Annotated in this window: 16 protein-coding genes; 8 read left to right on the top strand and 8 right to left on the bottom strand. The window is 74.1% G+C overall.

Annotation, left to right across the window (positions count from 1 at the left end; translation table 11 throughout):
- The first annotated feature begins 152 nt into the window (after positions 1-152).
- Genes ACIBO8_RS34270 through ACIBO8_RS34260 form a run of 3 tightly spaced genes read left to right on the top strand, consistent with a single transcriptional unit; the run spans position 153 to position 4,661 of the window.
- Positions 153-596 (top strand): DUF5990 family protein, encoded by a 444-nt coding sequence (locus tag ACIBO8_RS34270; RefSeq protein ID WP_396119613.1) that lies wholly within the window; start codon positions 153-155, stop codon positions 594-596.
- Positions 593-3,916: an SNF2-related protein gene (locus ACIBO8_RS34265; RefSeq protein WP_396119612.1), complete on the top strand. Its 3,324-nt coding sequence runs from the start codon at positions 593-595 to the stop codon at positions 3,914-3,916. Before ACIBO8_RS34270 ends, ACIBO8_RS34265 begins: the two co-directional genes overlap by 4 nt.
- Positions 3,909-4,661, top strand: coding sequence for a hypothetical protein (locus ACIBO8_RS34260; RefSeq protein WP_396119611.1), 753 nt, complete (start codon positions 3,909-3,911; stop codon positions 4,659-4,661). Before ACIBO8_RS34265 ends, ACIBO8_RS34260 begins: the two co-directional genes overlap by 8 nt.
- Here ACIBO8_RS34260 and ACIBO8_RS34255 read toward each other — a convergent pair.
- Positions 4,653-5,723: a ricin-type beta-trefoil lectin domain protein gene (locus ACIBO8_RS34255; RefSeq protein WP_396119610.1), complete on the bottom strand. Its 1,071-nt coding sequence runs from the start codon at positions 5,721-5,723 to the stop codon at positions 4,653-4,655. The two genes, ACIBO8_RS34260 and ACIBO8_RS34255, sit on opposite strands and share 9 nt — an antisense overlap.
- Before the next feature lie 188 nt (positions 5,724-5,911).
- Here ACIBO8_RS34255 and ACIBO8_RS34250 point away from each other — a divergent pair, with 188 nt between their 5' ends.
- Entirely contained in the window at positions 5,912-7,675 is a 1,764-nt protein-coding gene (locus ACIBO8_RS34250; protein WP_396119609.1) for an alpha/beta fold hydrolase, read from the top strand.
- Positions 7,676-7,690: 15 nt separating this feature from the next.
- Here ACIBO8_RS34250 and ACIBO8_RS34245 read toward each other — a convergent pair whose 3' ends face one another.
- Entirely contained in the window at positions 7,691-10,027 is a 2,337-nt protein-coding gene (locus tag ACIBO8_RS34245; RefSeq protein WP_396119608.1) for a VIT domain-containing protein, read from the bottom strand.
- On the bottom strand, positions 10,024-10,596 hold the full coding sequence (locus ACIBO8_RS34240; protein WP_396119607.1) for a MerR family transcriptional regulator: 573 nt from the start codon (positions 10,594-10,596) through the stop codon (positions 10,024-10,026). The genes ACIBO8_RS34245 and ACIBO8_RS34240 overlap by 4 nt, the downstream gene beginning before the upstream one ends.
- Before the next feature lie 76 nt (positions 10,597-10,672).
- Between ACIBO8_RS34240 and ACIBO8_RS34235 the strand changes: the two genes are divergently transcribed.
- Positions 10,673-12,292, top strand: coding sequence for a diguanylate cyclase domain-containing protein (locus ACIBO8_RS34235; protein ID WP_396119606.1), 1,620 nt, complete (start codon positions 10,673-10,675; stop codon positions 12,290-12,292).
- Between the two features lie 27 nt (positions 12,293-12,319).
- On the top strand, positions 12,320-13,027 hold the full coding sequence (locus ACIBO8_RS34230; RefSeq protein WP_396119605.1) for a cyclase family protein: 708 nt from the start codon (positions 12,320-12,322) through the stop codon (positions 13,025-13,027).
- On the opposite strand, the gene ACIBO8_RS34225 is transcribed toward ACIBO8_RS34230, so the two are convergent.
- Positions 13,003-15,087 carry a peptidase M6 immune inhibitor A gene (locus tag ACIBO8_RS34225; RefSeq protein ID WP_396119604.1) on the bottom strand — a complete coding sequence of 695 codons (2,085 nt, stop codon included), beginning with the start codon at positions 15,085-15,087 and terminating at the stop codon, positions 13,003-13,005. The two genes, ACIBO8_RS34230 and ACIBO8_RS34225, sit on opposite strands and share 25 nt — an antisense overlap.
- A 95-nt stretch (positions 15,088-15,182) precedes the next feature.
- Between ACIBO8_RS34225 and ACIBO8_RS34220 the strand changes: the two genes are divergently transcribed.
- Positions 15,183-16,367, top strand: coding sequence for a multiprotein-bridging factor 1 family protein (locus ACIBO8_RS34220; protein WP_396119603.1), 1,185 nt, complete (start codon positions 15,183-15,185; stop codon positions 16,365-16,367).
- A gap of 506 nt (positions 16,368-16,873) precedes the next feature.
- Here the strand turns inward: ACIBO8_RS34220 and ACIBO8_RS34215 are convergent.
- The 4 genes from ACIBO8_RS34215 to ACIBO8_RS34200 form a co-directional block, all read right to left on the bottom strand.
- Positions 16,874-17,140: a hypothetical protein gene (locus ACIBO8_RS34215; RefSeq protein ID WP_396119601.1), complete on the bottom strand. Its 267-nt coding sequence runs from the start codon at positions 17,138-17,140 to the stop codon at positions 16,874-16,876.
- Between the two features lie 61 nt (positions 17,141-17,201).
- Positions 17,202-17,465 (bottom strand): hypothetical protein, encoded by a 264-nt coding sequence (locus tag ACIBO8_RS34210; RefSeq protein ID WP_396119600.1) that lies wholly within the window; start codon positions 17,463-17,465, stop codon positions 17,202-17,204.
- A 149-nt stretch (positions 17,466-17,614) separates the two neighbouring features.
- Positions 17,615-18,403: a polysaccharide deacetylase family protein gene (locus ACIBO8_RS34205; RefSeq protein WP_396119599.1), complete on the bottom strand. Its 789-nt coding sequence runs from the start codon at positions 18,401-18,403 to the stop codon at positions 17,615-17,617.
- A gap of 61 nt (positions 18,404-18,464) precedes the next feature.
- Positions 18,465-19,688, bottom strand: a complete 1,224-nt coding sequence (locus ACIBO8_RS34200; protein WP_396119598.1) for a dipeptidase — start codon at positions 19,686-19,688, stop codon at positions 18,465-18,467.
- Between the two features lie 215 nt (positions 19,689-19,903).
- Between ACIBO8_RS34200 and ACIBO8_RS34195 the strand changes: the two genes are divergently transcribed.
- A partial coding sequence (locus ACIBO8_RS34195; protein WP_396119597.1) for a DNRLRE domain-containing protein occupies positions 19,904-20,829 on the top strand: 926 nt, incomplete at its 3' end.

The following is a 20,829-nucleotide window of genomic DNA, read 5'->3' as shown; positions in this document are numbered from 1 at the left end:
AAGGGTGCTCGATCGAATTACCGCTGTCAATGTCCCGAAATGTTTCGGACCTTGATGGAAGTCCGCGCCCGCGGAGGAGTCCGCACCAGCCGGTCAAAACGGGCCGGACAGGGCACCCGGAATTGTCGCGGGGTCGGCCTAGAGTGCAGGGCGTGCACATCAGGATCGAGGGCGACGACCTGCCCGGCCGGCGTCCCGGCGCCGAGGCCGACGCCCTCCGCCGCGGCAACGTGCACGTCGGCGTGCAGCGCAGGAGCTCGGTCGTGGACCGCTTCCCGGCGGACGCCGAGGCGGCGGTGTGGGCGTTCCCGGTGGACAGCCGGGAGGTCGACGACCTCCTCGACGTCGGCGGCCCGTGGGTCCACGGCCGCCCCGGTGCCCGCTTCCTCTACCTGAGCTGGGGTGTCGTCGACGCCGACACCTTCTCGATGTTCCGGCGGGCGAAGCTGCTGTTCGGTGACATCCCCACCGCCACGCTGCGCGCCGCCCACAACGGCGCCGGAGTGCTGGTGGGGCGGCTCGGGCTCACCGGGCCGGACGGCGGTCCCCGGTGCGCCCGGGTGCGACCGCCCGACATCGCCTGGCAGGTCGAATGACCGGCACGGACCAGGTGCCGGACGCGCCGCAGGTCGCCGTGCTGCACGGGTTCATCGCCCGCGACGGAGCGTTGGCGGTCTGGCTCGAGACCGACGACGGCGAGCAGCGGGCGGTTCCCGGGGGCGAGCACGTGGCGGGCCGTGCGGGTGGGCCGGTCCTCGGAGCTGGGCGTGGCGTGCACCCCCGGGCGCGGGCGCCGGTGGGGGAGCCCCGGCCCTCGACCCTGCTGCTGCCGTCGACCTCCGCCGGGCCGCTGCCGTCGCCGCGGTTGGGGCTGGCGCCGCGGCGGGGCATGCCGCGGTTGCGGCCGTGGCGGGTGCCGGCGGCAACGGTTCCCTTCGTGACGGCCGACCTTGCCGATGAGGCGGGGGCGCGGGCCGCTCCTTCGCTCGAGTTCCTCGCGGACGTGTGTGCCTTTGCCGCGGACCTGGTGGCCCGCGGGCGGGTGCTCCCGGCTCTGCGCACCGATGGTCCGGCGGCGCGCGCCTTCTGGCGGCCCGTACTCACCGGCCCGGATGCCACGCGGCATTCCGAGCTGGTCGGTGGGATGCCCGCGGCGTGTCGCGCTGAACGGGCCCGGCCGGGCGAGCTCGACGGGCTGCCCGCCGTGGATGCGCTGCAGACAGCGCTGGAACGCCTGGTCGACGGGCTGGTCCGCACCCGCCTGGCGGAATCGGGCGTCACGCTCTCCGGCGCGCCATGGCTGGCTGCGCTGACCGCCGACGACTCGCAGGTGACCGGGGCGGCCGCGATCGGCGCGGACGGCTCGGGCCCGCAACGCCGGTCGGGCGGGAACGGATCAGGCGGGGTGGGTCTGCCGGGCGGATCGGCCGTCGGTGGTACGGGCGCGGCTGGGTCACCGGACGGGTTGGCCTCGGGTGGATCGGGCGCGGCGGCCCCCGGGCGCGGATCCGGCGTGGGCGGCCGTGCCGGTGATGTGGATGCGGTCGCCGATGCGCTGGAGCAGTGGCACGCCGAGGCGAGCAGCGGGGCTGCCGTGCGGGTCGTCTTCCGGCTGAGCCACCTGGACGACCTCGACTCCGACGAGGAGCCCGACGCGACCACCCACCGGGACGCCACGACGCCCGACGCCACAATGCCGGACGCCATGACCGCCGCCGCCACGGGGGCGGCCGCCGCCGCCGTGGAGGGCGACGCTGCTCTGCCTGGCGATGGGCGTGGTTCTGATTCCTGGCTGCTCGAGTTCCTGCTGCAGCCCGTCGACGAGCCCAGCCTGCTCGTACCCGCCTCGGACGTCTGGCGTGACGCCGTCGCTCCGTTGCGGCGGTGGACGCATCGGCCTCAGGAGCGGCTGATCGCCGGGCTCGGCCGCGCCTCGCGTCTGTTCGGCGAGCTCGACGCCGCGCTCCGGCTTGCGCGGCCTTCGGAGCTTGTTCTCGATACCGAGGGGGCTCACCGGTTTCTCGGCCACGCCGAGCTGCTCGAGCAGGCCGGGTTCGGGGTCATGCTGCCCGCGTGGTGGCGGGAGCCGCAGCGGCTCGGGCTGGCGCTGGAGGTCCGGGCTCCCGAGACCGCCGCGCCGGTGCTGCGGGACGAGGCCGCCGATCTGGCGACGATCGTCGGGTACAACTGGGGGCTGGCGCTCGGGGGGCGGGTGCTGACCGAGACCGAGCTGGCCGAGCTGGCCCGGGTGAAGGTGCCGCTGGTGCGGTTCCGGGGGCGCTGGGTGTATCTCGACGCCGAGCGGTTGCGGGCCGGGCTGGAATTTCTGCGGCGGGGCGGCGGTGCCATGACCGCCGGGGACGCGTTGCGGCTGATCCGGATTCTGCCGCCCGAGGAGATGCCGCTGCCGGTCGTGGACGTGCGGGGGCGGGGGTGGGTCGCCGACCTGCTGTCCGGGCGGCTGGGGGAGCGGCTGGAGCTGCTGGATCCGCCCGGGGAGCTGGCGGGGGTGTTGCGGCCGTACCAGAGGAGGGGTTTTTCCTGGCTCGCCTTCCTCGACGGGCTGGGGCTGGGTGCCTGCCTCGCCGACGACATGGGGCTGGGCAAGACCGTGCAGCTGCTGGCGTTGCTGCTGCACCGCCGCAGCGGGCCGGCGCTGCTGATCTGTCCGCTGTCCGTGCTGGGCAACTGGCAGCGGGAGGCCGCGCGGTTCGCGCCCTCGTTGCGGGTGCGGGTGCTGCACGGCGCAGATCGGCCGGATCCGGGGCATCTGGCCGACGGGGCCGACGTGGTGCTGACCACGTACGCGACCGCGACCCGGGATGCCGATGCGCTGGCCGCCGTGAGCTGGGACCGGGTGGTGCTGGACGAGGCGCAGCACATCAAGAACAGCGGTGCGGGGGCGGCGCGGGCGGTCCGCCGGTTCCGGGCTCGCAGCCGGGTGGCCCTGACCGGTACGCCCGTCGAGAACCGTCTGGTCGAGCTCTGGTCCATCCTGGACTTCCTGAACCCGGGGCTGCTCGGCACCGCCCACACCTTCCGCAACCGGTACGCGGTGCCGATCGAGCGGTACGCCGACGAGGACGCGGCCGCACGCCTGCGCCACGCCACCCGGCCTTTCCTGCTTCGCCGGGTGAAGGCCGACCCGGCCGTCATCGACGACCTGCCCGACAAGCGGCACACCCGGCACCTGTGCGGGCTCACCGCCGAGCAGGCCACCCTGTACCGCGCGGTGCTCGACGACATGCTGCTGCGGATCAAGGAGACCACCGAGACGCGGCGCAAGGGCCTGGTGCTGGCCGCCATGACGAAGCTCAAGCAGGTCTGCAACCATCCTGCCCAGCTGCTCGGCGACGGTTCGGCGCTGGCCGGGCGGTCCGGGAAGCTGGAACGCCTCGAGGAGATCCTCGACGCCGCCCTCGGCGCGGGGGAGAGCGTGCTGTGCTTCACGCAGTTCGCTCGGTTCGGGTCCATGTTGGTCCCGCATCTCGCCGCCCGCTTCGGTGTGCCGGTGCGCTACCTGCACGGTGGCACGCCGCGGGGCGCGCGCGACGAGATGGTGGCCGCGTTCCAGGGCGACCGGCGGCCCGGGATCTTCGTGCTGTCGCTCAAGGCCGGCGGCACGGGGCTCAACCTGACCGCCGCCAACCACGTCGTGCACGTCGACCGCTGGTGGAACCCGGCGACCGAGGCGCAGGCCACCGACCGGGCGTTCCGCATCGGGCAGCGCCGCGACGTGCAGGTGCACACCCTCGTGTGCCTCGGCACCCTCGAGGAGCGCATCGACCGGCTCATCGCCGACAAGGGCGTGCTCGCCGAGCGGGTCGTCGGCACCGGCGAAGGCTGGCTGACCACGCTCTCCACGGACGAGCTGCGCGACCTGGCGCGGCTGGATCCGGAGGCCGTCGGTGACTGACCCGTTCTCCGCGCCGTTCGTGGCGATGTTCGAGGCGCTGCGGATGGCGCCGACGTTCGCCCGGGGACGCCGCGACGCCCGCGCCGGGCACGTGCGAAGCCTGATGATCTCCAGCAGCTTGGTCACCGCGCAGGTCCGCGGCCCGGAGGACTCCCACGCCTTCCGCGCCCGCATCGCGGTCCGGGCCTTCGGCGCCGTGGAGTGGTCGCGGGTCGAAGCCGATCTCGCGGCCCAGGCACGGTACGTCGCCGATCTGCTCGCCGGCCGGATGCCCCCGGACATCGACGCGGTGTTCCGCGGCGCCGGCCTGACGCTGCTGCCTTTGTCGCTCGACGAGGTGGCCATGGACTGCACCTGCGAGCGCTGGCCGATGCCGTGCGTCCACCTCGCGGCGACCTGCTACGCCCTGGCCGCGTCTTTCGAGACCGACCCGTTCGGCGTCTTCGCCTGGCGGGGCCGGGGCCGCGACGAGCTGTTGACCCGGCTCAGCGACCTGCGCGGCACCTCGGTGCACGTGGCGGACGCGGCGCCCGTGCCGGACCAGCCCGCCGGCGCGGCTCTCGGTGACCTGGCGGACTTCTGGGGCCCGGGTACGCCCGCGGCACCGCACCCGTCGCCACCGGCCCTGCGCCCGGACCTGCTGCTCGACCAGCTGGACCCGCCCCCGCTCGCGTACGGCGGGGTGCCGCTGGCGGAGATCCTCAAACCCGCGTACCGGGCGCTGCCGCCGGGGCCGTCAGGGTAGGAGCCAGCGCTGGTTCGCCGCGCCCGTGCAGTCGCCGACGTCGACCGCTTCGCCGGAGCGCGTGCCGTTCGACGGGTCGGTGAGGCAGCCGCCGTTCGCCAGTGCCACCAGTGACCGCTCGGGTCCCGCCCGCCACTGCGCGGCCGGGCGCCCGTCGCAGACGGCGATGTGCACCGTCCCGTCCGGCACAGGGGCGGCGCACATGCCGGCGACGCGAAGGGTGCCGTCAGCGGCGAGGGTCCAGATCTGCGCGGGCGTGCGGTTGCACTCGTACACCTGGATGTGGTTGCCGTCGGAGGGCACACCGCCGTTGAGGTCGAGGCACAGCCCGCCCGGCCCGCCGATGGCGCCGGTGCGGTCGGCGGACGGCGGCTTCGGCGCCGCGCTGGACGTCCGCACCCCGGGCGCGAGACCGGCGGGTGGGACTGTCACCGCGGAGGCGGAGGCCGGCGTCGGCGCTGAGGTGCCGGAAGGCTTGGGGCTGCCGGTTTTCCGGGGCGACCGGGTGAGCGCGGCTCCCTCGGGCGCGGCAGTGGTTGCGGTGGGCGCAGGCGTGCCGGCGGTCGTGGGGGCCGGGTAGGGCGGCAGGCTGACGTCGGTGAAGGCCTGCGGGCCGCGGTCCGGGCCGGAGGGCAGCGCCGCGATCGCACCGGCCACGCCGAGACCCGTCACCAGCGCCACGACGCCGCCTGCCACGAGCAGAACCCGGCGCCGCCCGGAACCGGCGGCAGAGGGGGCGACCGACCCGGAACCGGCGGCAGAGAGGGCGACCGACCCGGAAGCGGCGGCGGGAACGGCGACGGACCCGGAATCCGCGGCGGCCCCGCAACTGGCAGCGGTGGCGGAACCGGAACCGGCGGGCCTGGTGGCCGGCCCGGAACCGGCGGCGGGGGCCGGACCCGGAGCCGGGACGGGCGGTGCCGGCTCGGTGTCCGCGCCGGGCCAGGTCTCGGCCGGAACGTCCGTTGCGGTGCCTTCGGGTTCACCCCCGAGGTAGGGACGGACCAGCAGCGGATCCCCGTCCTCCGGGTGCCGCCCCGCGTCGCCGCCCCGCTCCGCCATCCGTTCGCCTCACCGTCCGATGCCCTTGCGGAAACCTACCCGCTACCGGCCCCGGGAGCAGCCCGGTAGCAGGCGTGCGGACGGGACGAAGACCGGCCGAACGGCCAGGGTGACGCCGCCCGAACGGCGTACCGGAGGCCTCGGCTCATGGCCGATTTCTCTCGTACCTGACCTGAAAGGGCATCCGCATGCCGCTCTCCTTCCGCCTGCTCACCGCGGGCGTCGCCGGGCTCGTCCTCGCGACCGCCGCCGCGGTGCCGGCCGCTGCCGTGCCCGACGTGCCGGACGCCCCGGTCGCCGCGATCGAGGCGGTGGGGACCGCGAGCACCAGCGCCGCCGAGGCGCGCCGGGTGGGTGCCGTCGCCACCCCGCACCTGCGGTGGTACGCCTGCTACGGCTGGGCGCAGTGCGCGACCGCCCGGGTCCCGCTGGACTACGACCACCCGTACGGCGAGCGGACCACCGTGGCGCTGCTGCGGGTGCGGGCGAAGGACCAGCAGCACAAGATCGGCAGCCTGTTCGTGAACCCGGGCGGCCCGGGTGTCTCCGCCACCTCGTTCGCGCTGGTGGCGCCCATGGTGCTCAGCACGTCGCTGCTGGAGCGGTTCGACGTCGTGGGCATGGATCCGCGGGGCATCGGAGCCAGCGACAACGTCGAGTGTTTCGCCGACACCGGCCGGCAGACGGCCGCGATGAAGGGCATGGCCGTGGCTTTCCCGGTCGGCGCGAAGCAGACCAGGGCGTACCTGAAGAGCGTCCGGAAGCTGGCCGCCGGCTGCTCGACCACCGGGCGCCGGCTCGCCGGCGCGATGTCCACGGCCGAGGTGGCCCGGGACATGGACGTGATGCGCCGCGCGGTCGGCGACAAGAAGCTCAGCTACCTCGGCTTCAGCTACGGAACCGCGCTGGGCCAGTACTACGCGAACATGTTCCCGGACCGCTTCCGGGCCATCGCGGTCGACGGCGTCATCAACCCGCGGTCGTGGACCGGCTCGGGCGCCACGCAGGGCGTCATCCAGGACGAGCGGCTGCGGTCGGCGCAGGGCGCGGAGAAGGCGCTGAAGCGAATCCTCACCCTGTGCGACAAGGCCGGTGAGAGCCGGTGCGCCTTCGCCGCCGGCGATCCCGTGCAGCGTTTCGCCACCCTTGCCGGGCGGCTCAAGGCCGAGCCGGTCACCCTCGAGGGCGCGAAGCTCACGTACGCGGCGTTCATCGGCATCGTCCTCAGCTCCCTGTACGCCGAGGACGCGCCCGACGAGGTCACCGGGCTGGCGCACGACCTGTGGACGCTCACCTCGACGCATCCGTCGGCGAGCGCCGTGGCCACTGCGACCGCCGCGGTGCTGCGGCGCCAGGCCCGGGCGTTCCCGTACGAGAACTCGACCGACGCGTACGCCGCGGTCATGTGCACCGACGGGCGGCACCCGGCCCAGGTGTCGTCCTGGCCGGCGAAGGTGGCGAAGGCGACGAGGAAGGCGCCGTACTTCGGGCAGGCGTGGGCCTGGGCGAGTGCGCCCTGCGCCCGCGACATCTGGCACGTGCACGACGAGGACGCCTACACCGGACCGTTCTCGCGGCGTACCCGCAACACGGTGCTGGTCGTCGGCAGCTACTGGGACCCGGCGACGAACTACTACCAGGCGGTCGGGTCCGCCGGGCTGCTCGCCGACGCGCGCCTGCTCAGCAGCGACAACTTCGGCCACACCGCCTATGGCACGTCGCCCTGCGTGACCAGCGCGATGGACCGCTACCTGCTGCACAAGGCGCTGCCGCCGGCCGGTGCGGTCTGCCGGGCCGCCCAGCCGTTCACCACGCCGCTGCAGGAGGTGGCCACCGGCACGGCGGTGGCCCTGGACCTCGCCACGGCCACGAAGGCCGAGATCGCCGCCCAGGGCCTGCCGCCCGCGGACGCGCCGAAGCAGCTGCCGCCGGTGGGCACCTTCCCGTTCTGACCGGTCCGGGCTCCGTCAGCGCTTCCAGAACGCCTTGCGCTGCGGAGCCCCGGGCGCGAATCCGTCCAGCACCTGGCGGGCGTACGCCCAGCCGGCCTCGGTGTCACCGCCGGCGCGCAGCCGGTCGGCGAGCTCCCGCAACGTCGTGATTTCGGGACCGGTCATGCCCTCCAGCAGCGCGGCGAGCCGGGTGCCGAGGTCGGCCAGCAGCTCCCGGCGCTCGGCCACCGGCCGGTCCTGCGCCTCGCGCAGCCGCTCGGCCTCGACCCGCACGATGGCGGTGAGGTCCTGCAGCGTCAGCGCGGCGCCGCCCGGTGCGACCATCTTGCGGCTGCTGCCGCGGGCCATCATCGCGGACGGTACGGCCGCGAACGGCTGCGGCCCCCGGGCTCCCTGCGCGCGTACGGGCGCGAAGCTCGGCCGGGGCGGGACGCCGGGCGCGGGTGCGGCGGGCGGCGGCAGCGGCGTGGCGGCCCCGGCGGCCAGGAACGACGGTGGTTGCGCCGCGTCGAACATGTCCCATCCGGACGGCGACTCGACCGGCTGGGTCACCCGCCGGCTCGGCCCGCCCTCGTTCACCACCCGGCTGTCCACGGCGACGAACGCGGTGAACCGGCACAGCACGCCGTAGCGCAGGGACGTCGTCACGATCTGCGGTTCCAGGGCGTGGTCGCCGGCGGCGTACCAGTCCTCGAGCTCCCGCAGGCGCGTGCGCGCCCACTGTGCCGTCACGGCGGGCTCATCGCGTCGCTCGACCGGCACCTCGACGGCGAAGTCGCTGTCGTCGCGGCGGCGGCCGCGCACGGTCACGCTCGCCGGCGCGGTGCCCGTGTAGCGGCCGAAGAGGACCAGTGGCACCCCGGGGAACAGGGATTGCGGCCGGCCCGGCTCCACGTCGCTGACCGTCACGTCGGTGACCAGGGGCGCACCGATCCGCCGGTGGATCTGCTCCATCGCCTCGTCCAGCCGGTCCTCGCTCTCCACGAGCTCGCAGCGGCCGGCGCCGAGCGCGGCGAGCCGGCCGAGGAAGCCGGCGTTCACCGCCCGGTCGATGCCCACGGTGTGCACGCGGGTGGTGCCGATCAGTTTGCCCACCTCGGCGATGATCTGGTCCTCGTTGCCGACCTGGCCGTCGGTGACCAGCACCAGCACCCGGTCGCGGCCGTCCGCACCGGTGAGCAGGGAGAGGCCCTCGCGCAGCGGCGCGAGCAGTTCGGTGCCGCCGCGGGCGTCGGCGCGGGCCAGGTGCTCGACGGCGCGGAAGCGGTGCCGGTCGGTGGCCTCGGACAGCCCCTCGCCGAGGTCCCCGGGGCGGTCGATCTGGTGGTCGAAGGTCAGCACCGCGAACCGGTCGGCGGCGGTCAGCGTGTCCACGACCCGCGCGGCGGCCCGGCGGGCGGCCACCATCTTCCAGCCGCCCATACTGCCGGAGCGGTCGAGCAGCAGGACGACGTCCTTGGGCCGGGCGGGGGCCTCATCGTCGGCCGGCGGGAGGACCACGAGCTGGTACGTGCCCTCGCCACCGTCGCCCGAGGAGTCCGGCACGAACACCGCCCCGGAGCCGTCGCCGGCGTACGGCAGCCGCAGGACGAAGTCGCGGTCCGCGCGCTCGCCGGGCGCGATCTCCACCCGGCCGCCGGACGTGGTGACCGTGTGCAGGCTGGAGCGGACCTCGCCGAGGGGCAGGCCGGCGGTGTCGATGTCCACCCCGATGGACAGCCGCAACGGGTTCGGGAAGCCGGGCAGCAGCACCGGGGGAGTGATCCGGGAGGCATCCGGCACCGCGTCGGTGTCGCGCACCTGGCCGTCGCCGACCGGGGTGCCTGCCAGCGCCGTACCGGGGATGTAGCGCGGCGCGACCACCAGCGGGAACCGGAACGTCGCGGCCCCGTCCTCCCACGGCAGGGGGCCGACCAGGGTCAGCTCCACGACCACCCGCTCGCCGGGCAGGATGTTGCCGACCCGCATGGTGAAGACGTCGGGACGGTCCTCCTCGGCGATGGACGCGCGCTGCCCGGCCTCGATCGCCCGGTCGTACGCCTCCCGGGCGGCCGCCCGTTCCTGCAGCTCGGCGCGGACGGTGCGGCCGTCGGCGGTCATCGTCATGCCGGTGACCGCGGCCCGGTCCGGCAGCGGGAAGACGTACGTGGCCTCCAGCGCCGTGTCGTACGCGTTGACGAACTCGGTGGTGACGGTGGTGTCGGCGACCAGCCCGCTGATCCGGGCCCGCACGTCGAGCCGGTCCAGCGGGAGATTGCCGCGGTCGGTGCGCAGCGCCCCCAGGCCCGCGTCGGGCAGGATCCGGATGCGGCCGAGCTCCGCCGGCTCCATCGGGGTGACGGAAAGGGTCATGACGGGCTCCCATCATCGGGGTCGGGGGTGGACTCCAGCAGGCCGCGGGCGGTGAGCAGGTCGAGCAGGGTGCGGGCGGCGTTCGCGATGGCGGCGTGGTCGCCCGGCTGCGGGCGTACCGGAAGAATCAGGATCGCCCCGCCACCCAGCGCGACGCCACCGACCTCCGGGAGCTGCACCTGGGGTGCGGCAGCCCAGAATTTCGGCCTGGCCGGCTGAGGAGCGTCCGGCTCGCCGGCGCCCGCCAGCAGCTCCTGCGGGACGCGGGCGGCGGCGGCCAGTTCGGCGTCGCTCGCCCCGGCCAGCTCGGCCTGGATGGCGGCCAGCGAGTGGCCCTGAGCCTGGCGCCGCTTCAGCGCCACGAGCTGCAGCAGGTGGCGCGGGCCGTAGAGGGCCGTGCGCCCCCGCATGCCCGCCGGGCGGTCGACGAGGCCGGTCGTCGTGTACCACCGGATGGCCCGCCGGTCGGGCACGTCGCGGACCCGGCCGTTGGGCGCGCCGGGATATTCCGCCGCCAGCGCCTGGCGTACGCGATCCACGAGCTCGTCCATCGTCCACACGCCGACCATACTGACACTGTCAATGTGACAGTGTCAACGACGGCGTTCTTCTTCAGTCCCGGGGGCGATCGCCGATGCGACAGTCATGGCGGACGCGAAGTTGACCGAGGCGGAGCGCGACGCGGTGTACGCCGGGGCGGTGGCCCGGCACCCGGACGCCTTCGTCAGCACGATCACGCCGTCCGGGCAGTTCACCGGCCTCCCCGCGGACTTCGAGCTCGGCACCCTGCGCCCGGTGGTGGGACCGCGCTCCGCGCTCGACCTCTTCCTCGCCGACGACCACCCGGTGGTGATCGACGCGTGGCACGACTTCCTGGCCCGCGGCAGCGCCGCCTGCCGGGTGCGCCCGGTCGCCGCCCCTGCCCAGCTCGTCGAGCTGCGGATCATCGACCTCTCGCACCGCTACGGCGCGGCGCTCGTCCTCATCGCCGGGCTTGACGGCCCCGGCGGCAACGGGCCGCTCGAGCACGAGCCGATCAAGCCTCGCCTGGTCACGGTCCGCAAGGACCTCAACGCCATCTTCCTGGGCGCCGATCCGGAGATCGCCGAGGTGCTGGGCTGGACCGCCGAGGAGCTGAAGGGCACCCGCGCCGTCGACCTCATCCACCCCGACGACCGGGTGCGGGCCATCTCCAGCTGGATGGACCTGCTCGCCGCGAAGGACGGCGAGGGCCGCCGCGTACGCCTGCGCCACCTGCACCGCGACGGGCACGTCGTGTGGTTCGAGGTCACCAACCACAACCACCTGGCCGACCCGGAGATCGGCGAGGTGGTGGCCGAGATGCTCGACATCTCCGACGAGATGGCGGCCCAGGAGGCGCTGCGGGCGAGCGAGCAGCTCATGCGCCGGCTCACCTCGACCATCCCGATGGGCATCGTGCAGATCGGGACCGACCGCCGGATCGCGTACCAGAACGAGCGGGCCGCCCGGGCGATCGGCGCCGACCCGGGCGAGGTGCTCGGCGGGCACCGCCTGGACCGGATCCTGTCCGCCGACCGGCCCGCCATCGACGCGGCGATCGACGCCGTCCTGGCCGGGCAGGACACGGATGCCGAGTACGGCTACCACCACGCCGAGCGCGGCCTGCGGCGGGTGCGCGCCAACCTGCGCTGCCTGACCGGCGCCCGCGGCGAGGTGACCGGCGCGATCATCTGCCTCACCGACGTCACCGAGGACGTCCGGCTGCGCGACGAGCTCAAGCACCGGGCCACGTACGACGCGCTGACGGGGTGCCGGAACCGGGCGTCCACCCTGGCCGCCCTCCAGGAATCGCTGTGCGGCCCCGGCCGGACCCGCGGCACCGCGGTCATCTTCATCGACCTCAACCAGTTCAAGCAGGTCAACGACGTGTACGGGCACGCGGCGGGCGACCGCCTGCTCACCCACGTCGCGGCCCGGCTGCGCGACGCGGTGCGCGACGGTGACGTGGTCGGCCGCTTCGGCGGCGACGAGTTCGTGGTCATCTGCCCCGACGTCCCGGCCGCGGCCGATGCCCGGCACATCGGCCAGACCCTGGTGGCGGCCCTCGCCACCGGCGGCCTCGACCACGACGGCCACCGCCTGCTGCCGCAGGCCAGCATCGGCGTCGCCTGGGGTGACCCGCGGACCGCGGCGGCGGACACGCTGATCGCCCGCGCGGACGCCGCCATGTACGCGGCCAAGAACAGCCGCACCGGACGCCTCGCCCTGGCCCTCGCCGACTGACCGCTCCCGCACCGGCAGACTGAGCGCATGCAGCTCGACCTCGTCAGCCTGTCGCACGTCGCCGACCCGGCGACGGTCTGCCTCTACCCGGGCGATCCGGCGTTCACGGTGGACACCGTCGCCACCATCGCGCGGGACGGCTTCCGCCTGCGCTACGTACGGCAGGGCGAGCACACCGGCACCCACTGGAGCGCGCCCGGCCACTTCACCGAGGGCGCCGCGCTCGCCGACGACCTCGAGGTGGGCGACCTGTTCCGGCCGGCGGTGAAGATCGACGTACGGGACCGGTGCGCCGCCGACCCGGACTTCACCCTCTCCCGGGCCGACCTGCGGGCCTGGGAGGACCGGCACGGCCCGATCCCGCCCGAGTCGTTCGTCGTCCTCTGGACCGGCTGGGATGCGAGGTGGGGGACGGAGGCCTACTACGGCCGCGACACCGACGGCACCCTGCACCAGCCCGGCTTCGGCCTGGACGCGGTGCGGTGGCTCATCGAGACCGGGCGGCTGGGCCGGCGCGGCGGCACCGGCACCGACACGTTCGGCCCCGACCCCGGCGTGGACCCGACGTACGCGGTCTCCCGCCTGGTCCACCGCGAGCACCGCCTCAGCCTGGAGGTGCTCGCCAACCTCGCCGCGCTGCCCCCGACCGGGGCGTGGATCCTGTGCGGCGGCCAGATCGTCCGCGGCGGCGCCGGCTCGCCGGGAATCGTCTACGGCGTACTGCCACCCGGCTGAACGACGCCGTTGACGGTCAGCGTGTAGGGCGCGTACTGGTCGACCTGCCCGGTCGGCTCGTCGTAGGCGACGATCGCCACCACCTTCGGGTACGCCCGCAGCGCCGCGAACTGCCCCACGGGCACCTGCCGCGCCCGCTTGCCGGCACCGTCGATCCCCACCAGCCGTACGTTCCACGCGTGCACCGGCACCGGCAAGATCTGCGTAGGCGAGCGGAAGCCGTGCAGGGTCGTGCCGTCGCTGATCGTCCGGCCGCCGATCGCCACGTCGTCGACGTACCAGCCGCCCTCGTTCACCGCGCCGTCGCTGACGTAGCGGAAGCCGAGCAGGACCTGCTTGCCGGCGTACGCGGAAAGGTCGTAGCCGTGCTTCTCGAAGCCGTCGGTGCTGCCGGTGACCGCGGGTCCGAGCGGGCCCGCCACGGTACGGTCACCCGCCACCGCCCGGTACGTCCGGCCCCCGTCGGCGGACACCGTCACGTACCCGAAGTCGTAGCCCTTCTCCGCGCCGTACCGGGCCCGCAGCGTGAGCGTCGCCGCCTTGCCGGGGACCCGCACCGGGATCACCGCGGTGGCGTCGGTGTCACTGGCGTCGCCGGAGAACAGTGCGCCATCGCGTACCGTCCACGTCAGCGGGAGCGGCGGCAGCGTGCGGGCCCCCCGGAACCGCACCGAGCGCAGGTCCGCGCCGCGCAGCGACCACCCGTCCGCGTCGCGCAGCCGCACATAGTCCGCGCCGTTCGGGGCCGCGCCCGGACGGTCGTACGACGCGGGATTGGCCAGGTTCACGGTCGAACGCAGGCTCGCCGCGGTGACCCGTTCCCGCGGCACGCCGATCATCGTCCCGTCCCCGGCGACCTTGTCGACGAGCGTCATGGTCTGGAAGTCGTGCAGCACCCCGTACAGGCGTACCTTCGGCCCGAGCGCCGCCTGCACCGCGGCCAGACCCTGATGGCGGCCGTCGCGGTGCAGCCGCGACAGCGCCGCCGGACCGAACCGGTCGTGCAGGTAGAGCAGGAACTGGTACGCGTTGCCGTAATCGGCGAGCACCTCCGCGGGCGCGCCCTCGTCCCACAGGTTCAGCGAGTTCTGCGCCCCGCCGCACGCCCGCGGATTCGCGTTGAAGGCCGTCTTCACCACGGCGAACCCCTGGAAGCACACCAGGTGGGTGTCCGCGCCCCGGTGGAAGACGGTCGCGGTGCCGTCGACATAGCCCACGAGGCTCTGCGCGTAGTCCGACAGCCCCTCGTTGATCCAGAGCGCCTCGTCGGGATCGGTGTAGTGCTGCAGCAGGTGCTGCCACTCGTGCGCGAAGGTCCCCTCGTACAACCGCGGCCGGGCCGGGCGGCTCGTGCACAGGTCGGCGGTGGGCTCGTCCGGCGGGTTGGCCCCGGTACGGTGCCGCCAGTCGTACGCGTCGATCGTCATGACGTTGCGGTCGACGAGCTCGTTGAGCTGGTCCGAGAAGAACCCGGCGATGTACGTCGCCGCCTCGGGAAAGTCGTAGTAGTTGTCGTCGCGGATGTTGTCGACCAGCGTGACCGTCTTCTGCCCGGCACCGGTGTAGTCGCCGGTGAGCTGAGCATCGCTGCCGTCCCGGTCCGGCGGGGTGCTGAACGCCGCGGTCTCCCGCGGCTGGATGGTGCGGTCGAACTCCCGGACGAGGGCGGCGATCTGCGCGTCGGTGACGGTGGTCGAACCGTCCGGGCGGCAGTCCCCGGCGGGGAAGCCCACGTCCGAGGCCACCCACACCTCGATGTGCTCACCGATGCCCCGCAGCGTGTAGTCCTTGCGATAGAACCGGCCGTCGACGTCGTCGAGCGCGGGCCACTTGCGGACCGTGCCCGCGGTGGGCGGCGGGCCGGCCGCCGCCCGCCGCGCGAGACCGGCTCCGCGTTTCTCGAGCCCGGCGGTCGAATAGGTCTTACGGACCGGCTCACGGACGTCGTTGAGCACCGCGGCCGTGCCGGGGGCCGGCGCGGCGACGCCGACGCCCGCGGGCGGCACGAGGGGAGTGATCAGGAGAACGGCGACGGCGGCGAAGCGAATTGAGGCGCGCACAGCACAGGACGGTACAGGCACCAACCGCCCAAATCGGGCAGGACGCGGCTCGGATATCGTGGATTCAATGGGCCGTATAACCGGGACGTGACGTTGTGGACCGACCGGAACCCTTCGGCGAGAAGCTCCGCCGACTGCGCACCGCACGTGACATGTCCCTGCGGGATCTCGGCAAGCTGGCCTACGTCTCCAAGACCGTGATCTGCGAATGGGAGACGGGCCGCAAGGAGCCCAATGCGAGGGCGGCGGCTCGCATGGACGACCTTCTCGATGCCGGTGGTGCTCTCAGGGAGGCGGCGTCCCTGCCCGCCGCCACCCCTGCCGGCACGGACCTCGACCGGCTGCGGTACGCCGCCACTCATCCACGCCGGGTGGACGAGGCCGCCGTGGGCGCGCTGCACGGCGTCCTGGCGAACCTGCGCCGCTTGGAGGATTCGCTCGGGGCGAGCGCCCTGATCCCCGCCACGGCCGGTCCTCTCGCGGTGGTCGAAGAGCTCGCCGACGCGGCCCACGGCCCCGTTCGGAACACGGTCCTCGACCTGGCGGGGCAGTGGGTGCAGTTCGCGGGCTGGCTCCACGCGGCCACGAACGCCTTCGAACAAGCCGAGCGCTGGTACGCCCGTACCCTCGAGTACGGCACGGAGGCCGGAAACCGGGACCTGGTCGCAACCGCCCTTTCGATGCGCGGAAACCTCGCGTGGATGGCCCGCCGGCCGGGGCCCGTCGTCGGCCTGTCGTCGGCCGCCGCCGCATACGCGACCAGCCCCGGCATCCGCGCGATGGCGGCGCAGCAGCGAGCCCGCGGCCACGCGATGCTCGGCGAAGCCTTCGCCGTGGACGAACAACTCGACCGCGCTGCCGTACTGATGGAGGAAGCCTCCGAGCACCCGGAGGCTGAGCCTGCCTGGATCTACTTCTACTCACCGGGCTACTTGCAGCTCCAGCGCGGGCTCGCGTACCGGTTGCTGGGCCGCCGCGACGAAGCCATCGCTCACCTCAGGTCCGGCTTGACGGCCACGGAGGGCGCGGTCCGCGGATCCGAGTTCGTGACGAAATACGTCCTGCAGCTGGCCGAGGCCCACGCCGAAGCGGGCGACGACGACGTGGCGTGCGACCTGCTGGCCGAGGCCCGCCGTGTCGCCGCGACGAGCGGCTCCCGGCCACTCCCCGAGGAGATCGAGCGGATCGCCCGGACCCTGCGCCTTGGAGCCGGGCGTGTCCGTGGTCCGTCCGCGGACAGCGCTCACGGACAGCAGGCCTCTCCCGGCATCTCGCCATGACCGGAAAGCTTCATGCGTGAGCCGCGGATGGTCCGCGGACTCACGTGGGGAGACCGCAATGCGACGACGGAACATCATCACCCATGGCGCCCGGCGGCCGTGGCTGCGGCCGTGGCGCCGGATCTGCCGCTGCGGTATCGCTGCCTGGCCGTGCCCGGTGCGAGGGCAGCGGGCTCAGCCGATGCTGCAGCCCTCCGTCCGGAGACGCCCTGCGTGGACTGGTCCCACCGTGGTGCTACCCCGGGTTCCATTCGGCTATGGCTCGACGACCCCGGCGGACCGGATGCAAGACCCGGCCGGCGGGATCTCATGACCCCAGTCCAGTTGACCGGCGGCGCAGGATCGTTCCGCTCATGACGAGCATCAGGTTCATCAGCCTGCCCTGCGACATCGAGTCGAGGCGGCCGCCGGCGCGCCGGGCGACCTGGCATGCCGATTGCCCGTATCCGGACCGGTGCAGGTGTCCCGCCCACACCGAGGACAAGCCCCAAGACTCCGGCCGCCGGTCACTCGAAGAGTGAGTGGTCGCGCCCGTGCTCGGCGCGGGAGCGGGCCCGCCGCCGGAGCTGGACCACCACCGCGTCGCCCACCGCGACCAGCGCCCATGCCGCCAGCAGCCACGCCGGCACCGTCCACCGGGCACGGAACAGCAGCACGGCCAGGACCGTGCATACGACGAAACCGAACACGGCCAGCACGAGCCGCAGGTTCAGCGCGCTGTACGGCTCGTCGACCGTGCCCCGCCGGCCGCGGGGCTGCGGACCGATCGGCATACCGCGAGCCTACCGCCGCCGGGGCCGCGGCGGACCCCCGCGCCGGCCGGGGACGGCACTTTCAGGAGACCTCTCGGCGCAGCACCCGCATCGTGCCCAGCACCAGCGGCAGCCCCACCCACAACGCGCACGCCACACCGAGCCGGGCCCCTTCGCCGGCGGTCATCGACGGCTCGCTCAGCGGCACCGACGTGACGTTGATGTCCAGCCACTTCGCGGCCGTACCCAGCCATGTCACCATCGCGCCGAGCACCGACCACGCCGTCGGGATCGAACCAGTGCGCCGGCGCGACACCGCCCTGCTCGCCGCCGGATTCGGCGCCATCTTGCGCGCCGTCTTCGAAATCGACGTTGGTGGGTGCGTCGAGCACCGGGCCAGCGTACGTCGCGGAGACCAGACACCTTTCGGATCAGGGCCCCGGTGCCGGGTCCACTGTGTGCCTTGCGGGGTTGAGGCCTCGATCGCGAGGGTGTTCAGACGCGGGTCCCAAGGGCGGCCAGCTCGCTCACCGTGGCGAACCGGAAGCCGCGCTTCTTCAGGCCGTCGATCATCTCCCCGAGGTGGCGCAGCGCGACCAGGCGGCGCTCGGCGCCCACGTCGTGCGCCAGGATGATGCAGCCGGGACGGACGGCGTCCACGATCGCGCGGACCTGGCCGGCGGGGTCGTCCTCGTACTCACGCTCGTGCATCTGGTCGGACCAGAGCACGATGTCGTAGCCCATCGAGTCGGCGGCGAGCAGGGTGGATCCGCCCAGGTGGCCGTACGGGGGCCGCATCAGCGTCGGCGCCCGCCCGGTCACCCGCGTGATCGTCTCGTGGGTCCGGCTGAGCTCGTCGGTCGTCGCCGCGAGGTCCAGCGTGGCCAGGTCGGGGTGGGACCACGAGTGGTTGCCGATCTCGTGGGCGCCGAGCCGGTGACGTACGAGATCGGCATGGGTCTCGAGGTTGCGCCCCACCGTGAAGAACGTGGCCGGGATCCGCGCCGCGTCCAGGGCGTCGAGCACCATCGGCGTCCACCGCGGCCCGGGACCGTCGTCGAAGGTGAACGCCACGACCGGTTCGTCGGTCTGGACGTAGTAGCGGACCCGCACCTCCGACCGTCGGACGGCGGTGAGCCGGTCCGCCGCCGGGGCGTAGCCGCCACCCAGCGGCGGCTGGTCCCATCCGCACCAGTGCGGGAGCCGGTCCGCGCCGGCCGCGCCGAGCCCCAGCCCGGCCGCCGCGAGCAGCGCGCCCCGTAGAAGACTCCGTCGATTTCGCATGATGCGCTGCAGCCTCGCCGCCGGGCGCGGGCGGGGGTATCCGGCTGCGGACGGAGATCATCTACGGGCGGTCTCGGCCCAAAGTCGTAGAAGGCCACAGGGGCTCGGTGGCGTGCTCCTCCGCAGCCTGCAGCACGCGAAGCACGTTGCGGCCGGTCAGCTTCTCCAGATCGGCCCGCGTCCACCCGCGCTCCGCGAGCTCGCTGAGCAGGCGCGGATAGCCGGACACGTCCTCGAGGCCGGCGGGCAGCCGGTCGCAGCCGTCGTAGTCGCCGCCGAGCCCGACGTGGTCGACGCCCGCCGTCTCCCGGACGTGGTCGACATGATCGGCCACCTGGCCGAGGGTGGCCTCCGGTCGCGGGTGGGCGGCCAGCCACGGGCGGAAGGCGGCCGGCGGGTGATCACCGCCGGGTCCCTGCTCCGGTACGGGCCGTGCCGGGATCTCCTCGCCGGGCCGCGGCGCTCGCGGCCACGCGTCCGCGTCCTCGGGCAGCCCGAGCCGCGCCCACTCCTGCTCCGCCGCCTCTGTCCAGGCGGCGACCTCCGCGGAGACGAACGCCGGTACGAAGGTCACCATGCACACGCCACCGTTGCCGCGCAGTCTGACCAGCACGTCGTCGGGCGCGTTGCGGCGGTGGCCCGTGACCGCCCGCGCCGACGAGTGGCTGAAGATCACCGGGGCGGTGGCGGCGTCGAGTGCGGCGTGCATGGTGGCCGTCGCCACGTGGGACAGGTCCACGAGGACGCCGATGCGCTGCATCTCCGCCACGACCGCGCGGCCCTCGTCGTTCAGCCCGCCGCTGCTGGCCTCGTCGGCTGCCGAGTCGGCCCACGGCGTGTTGTGGTTGTGCGTCAGCGTGACGTAGCGGACGCCGAGCCGAGCGAAGGCGCGCAGCACGCCGAGGGACGACGCCAGGCTGTGCCCGCCCTCGATGCCGATCAGCGACGCGATCTTCCCGTCCCGGTTCGCCGCCGTGACGTCCGCTGCCGTGTACGCGATCGCCAGATCCTCCGGGTACGCGGCGACGAGCCGGTACACCGCGTCGACCTGTTCCATCGTGGCGACCACGGCCTCCGCCTCCGGCAGGTCCGAGGGCACGTAGACCGACCAGAACTGCCCGCCGACGCCGCCGGCCCGCAGCCGCGCGATGTCCGTGTGGAACTCGCGCCGGTCCGCGGCCAGCCCCTCGACGCGGTAGCCGGCGCGGGCCCGCAGCGCCATCGGCAGGTCGTTGTGCCCGTCGATCACGGGCGAGGTCGCCAGGACGGCGGCGATGTCGGTCACCAGGGGTCCCCTTCTCGGTCGATCAGCGCGGCGAGCATATGGCCCCGTACGCCCGTGCGCGCGCCGGCTCGGACCCCGAAATCCTCAAGTGCCGCCGTTCGGACGGTTCGCAACCGGGCCGCACCGTGACGGGCACGCCGCGCGCACCGCACGCCCCGGAATCTTCTTCGCATGCCCGGCCGAGATGCGGCCGGACAACGCGGGGGAGATGACAAGTGCGTCGATCGAAGCTGACGAAGTCCGTGACGGCCCTGGCCGCCCTGGCCGCCGGTGCCGGATCCGTGACGGCGGGCGCCGCCGCGGCCGCCGCCGCTCCGGCCGGCGCCGAGCTGAAGCTGGCCGCCACCGACGACGCGTACGTCTCCAGCGTCCGCAAGAACGCCGGCTTCGGCGCCGAGGACAAGCTCGCCGTCGGCCGCCTGAACGGCGACACCAAGACCGCGTTCCTGCGCTTCGAGGTGCCGGCCGGCGTCACGGTCGGCGCCGCCCGGCTGCGGTTGACCGCCGTCGGCCCGGTCACCGGCCGGCTGACGCTCAGCCGGGTCGCCGGCACGGCCTGGTCGGAGCGCACGCTCACCTCGGCCAACGCCCCCGCGCTCGGTGCGGTCGTCGGTGCTGCCACCCCGGCCCCGGGCGCCACCGAGGTCACCTTCGACCTGAGCAAGGCCGTCACCCGCCCCGGCGCGTACGCCTTCGCCCTGCAGTCCTCCTCCACCAGCGTCGTGACCCGGCTGCGCTCGGCCGAGAACACCGGTGGCCCGGCCCTGATCGTCTCCACCGCCGCGGTTGCTGCCACCCCCGCGAAGCCCGCGCCGGTCACGCCGACCAAGCCGGTGCCCGCCACGCCGGCCCAGCCCGCCCCGACCACCCCGGCCCAGCCGGCCGAGACGACTCCCGCCCAGCCGGTGGAGACGACCCCGGCCCAGCCCGCGGAGACGACTCCGGCGCCGACCACCCCGGTGGCGACCCCGATCGAGGACGAGGACATGCCGCCGCCCGCCGCCCCAGCGGCCGGCGACTGCGTGACCGGCGAGCTGCTGGTGCCGTCGTGTGGGGTGTTGTGGGGTGCCGCCGCGGGTGGTTTCACCGACGCGCCGCGAGACACCGCGCTCAAGGACTGGGAGAAGCTCAGCGGTCGCAC

Origin of the sequence: Actinoplanes sp. NPDC049681 (assembly GCF_044465265.1) — a bacterium.
GTDB lineage: Bacteria > Actinomycetota > Actinomycetes > Mycobacteriales > Micromonosporaceae > Actinoplanes.
This window is presented reverse-complemented; position numbering and strand designations above follow the sequence as displayed.

Excerpts from the sequence above, each read along its gene's own strand:
- ACIBO8_RS34265 (WP_396119612.1), top strand. The coding sequence starts at position 593 with ATGACCGGCACGGACCAGGTGCCGGACGCGCCGCAGGTCGCCGTGCTG.
- ACIBO8_RS34245 (WP_396119608.1), bottom strand. The coding sequence starts at position 10,027 with ATGACCCTTTCCGTCACCCCGATGGAGCCGGCGGAGCTCGGCCGCATC.
- ACIBO8_RS34230 (WP_396119605.1), top strand. The coding sequence starts at position 12,320 with ATGCAGCTCGACCTCGTCAGCCTGTCGCACGTCGCCGACCCGGCGACG.
- ACIBO8_RS34250 (WP_396119609.1), top strand. The coding sequence starts at position 5,912 with ATGCCGCTCTCCTTCCGCCTGCTCACCGCGGGCGTCGCCGGGCTCGTC.
- ACIBO8_RS34205 (WP_396119599.1), bottom strand. The coding sequence starts at position 18,403 with ATGCGAAATCGACGGAGTCTTCTACGGGGCGCGCTGCTCGCGGCGGCC.
- ACIBO8_RS34255 (WP_396119610.1), bottom strand. The coding sequence starts at position 5,723 with ATGGCGGAGCGGGGCGGCGACGCGGGGCGGCACCCGGAGGACGGGGAT.
- ACIBO8_RS34215 (WP_396119601.1), bottom strand. The coding sequence starts at position 17,140 with ATGCCGATCGGTCCGCAGCCCCGCGGCCGGCGGGGCACGGTCGACGAG.
- ACIBO8_RS34240 (WP_396119607.1), bottom strand. The coding sequence starts at position 10,596 with ATGGTCGGCGTGTGGACGATGGACGAGCTCGTGGATCGCGTACGCCAG.
- ACIBO8_RS34235 (WP_396119606.1), top strand. The coding sequence starts at position 10,673 with ATGGCGGACGCGAAGTTGACCGAGGCGGAGCGCGACGCGGTGTACGCC.
- ACIBO8_RS34210 (WP_396119600.1), bottom strand. The coding sequence starts at position 17,465 with ATGGCGCCGAATCCGGCGGCGAGCAGGGCGGTGTCGCGCCGGCGCACT.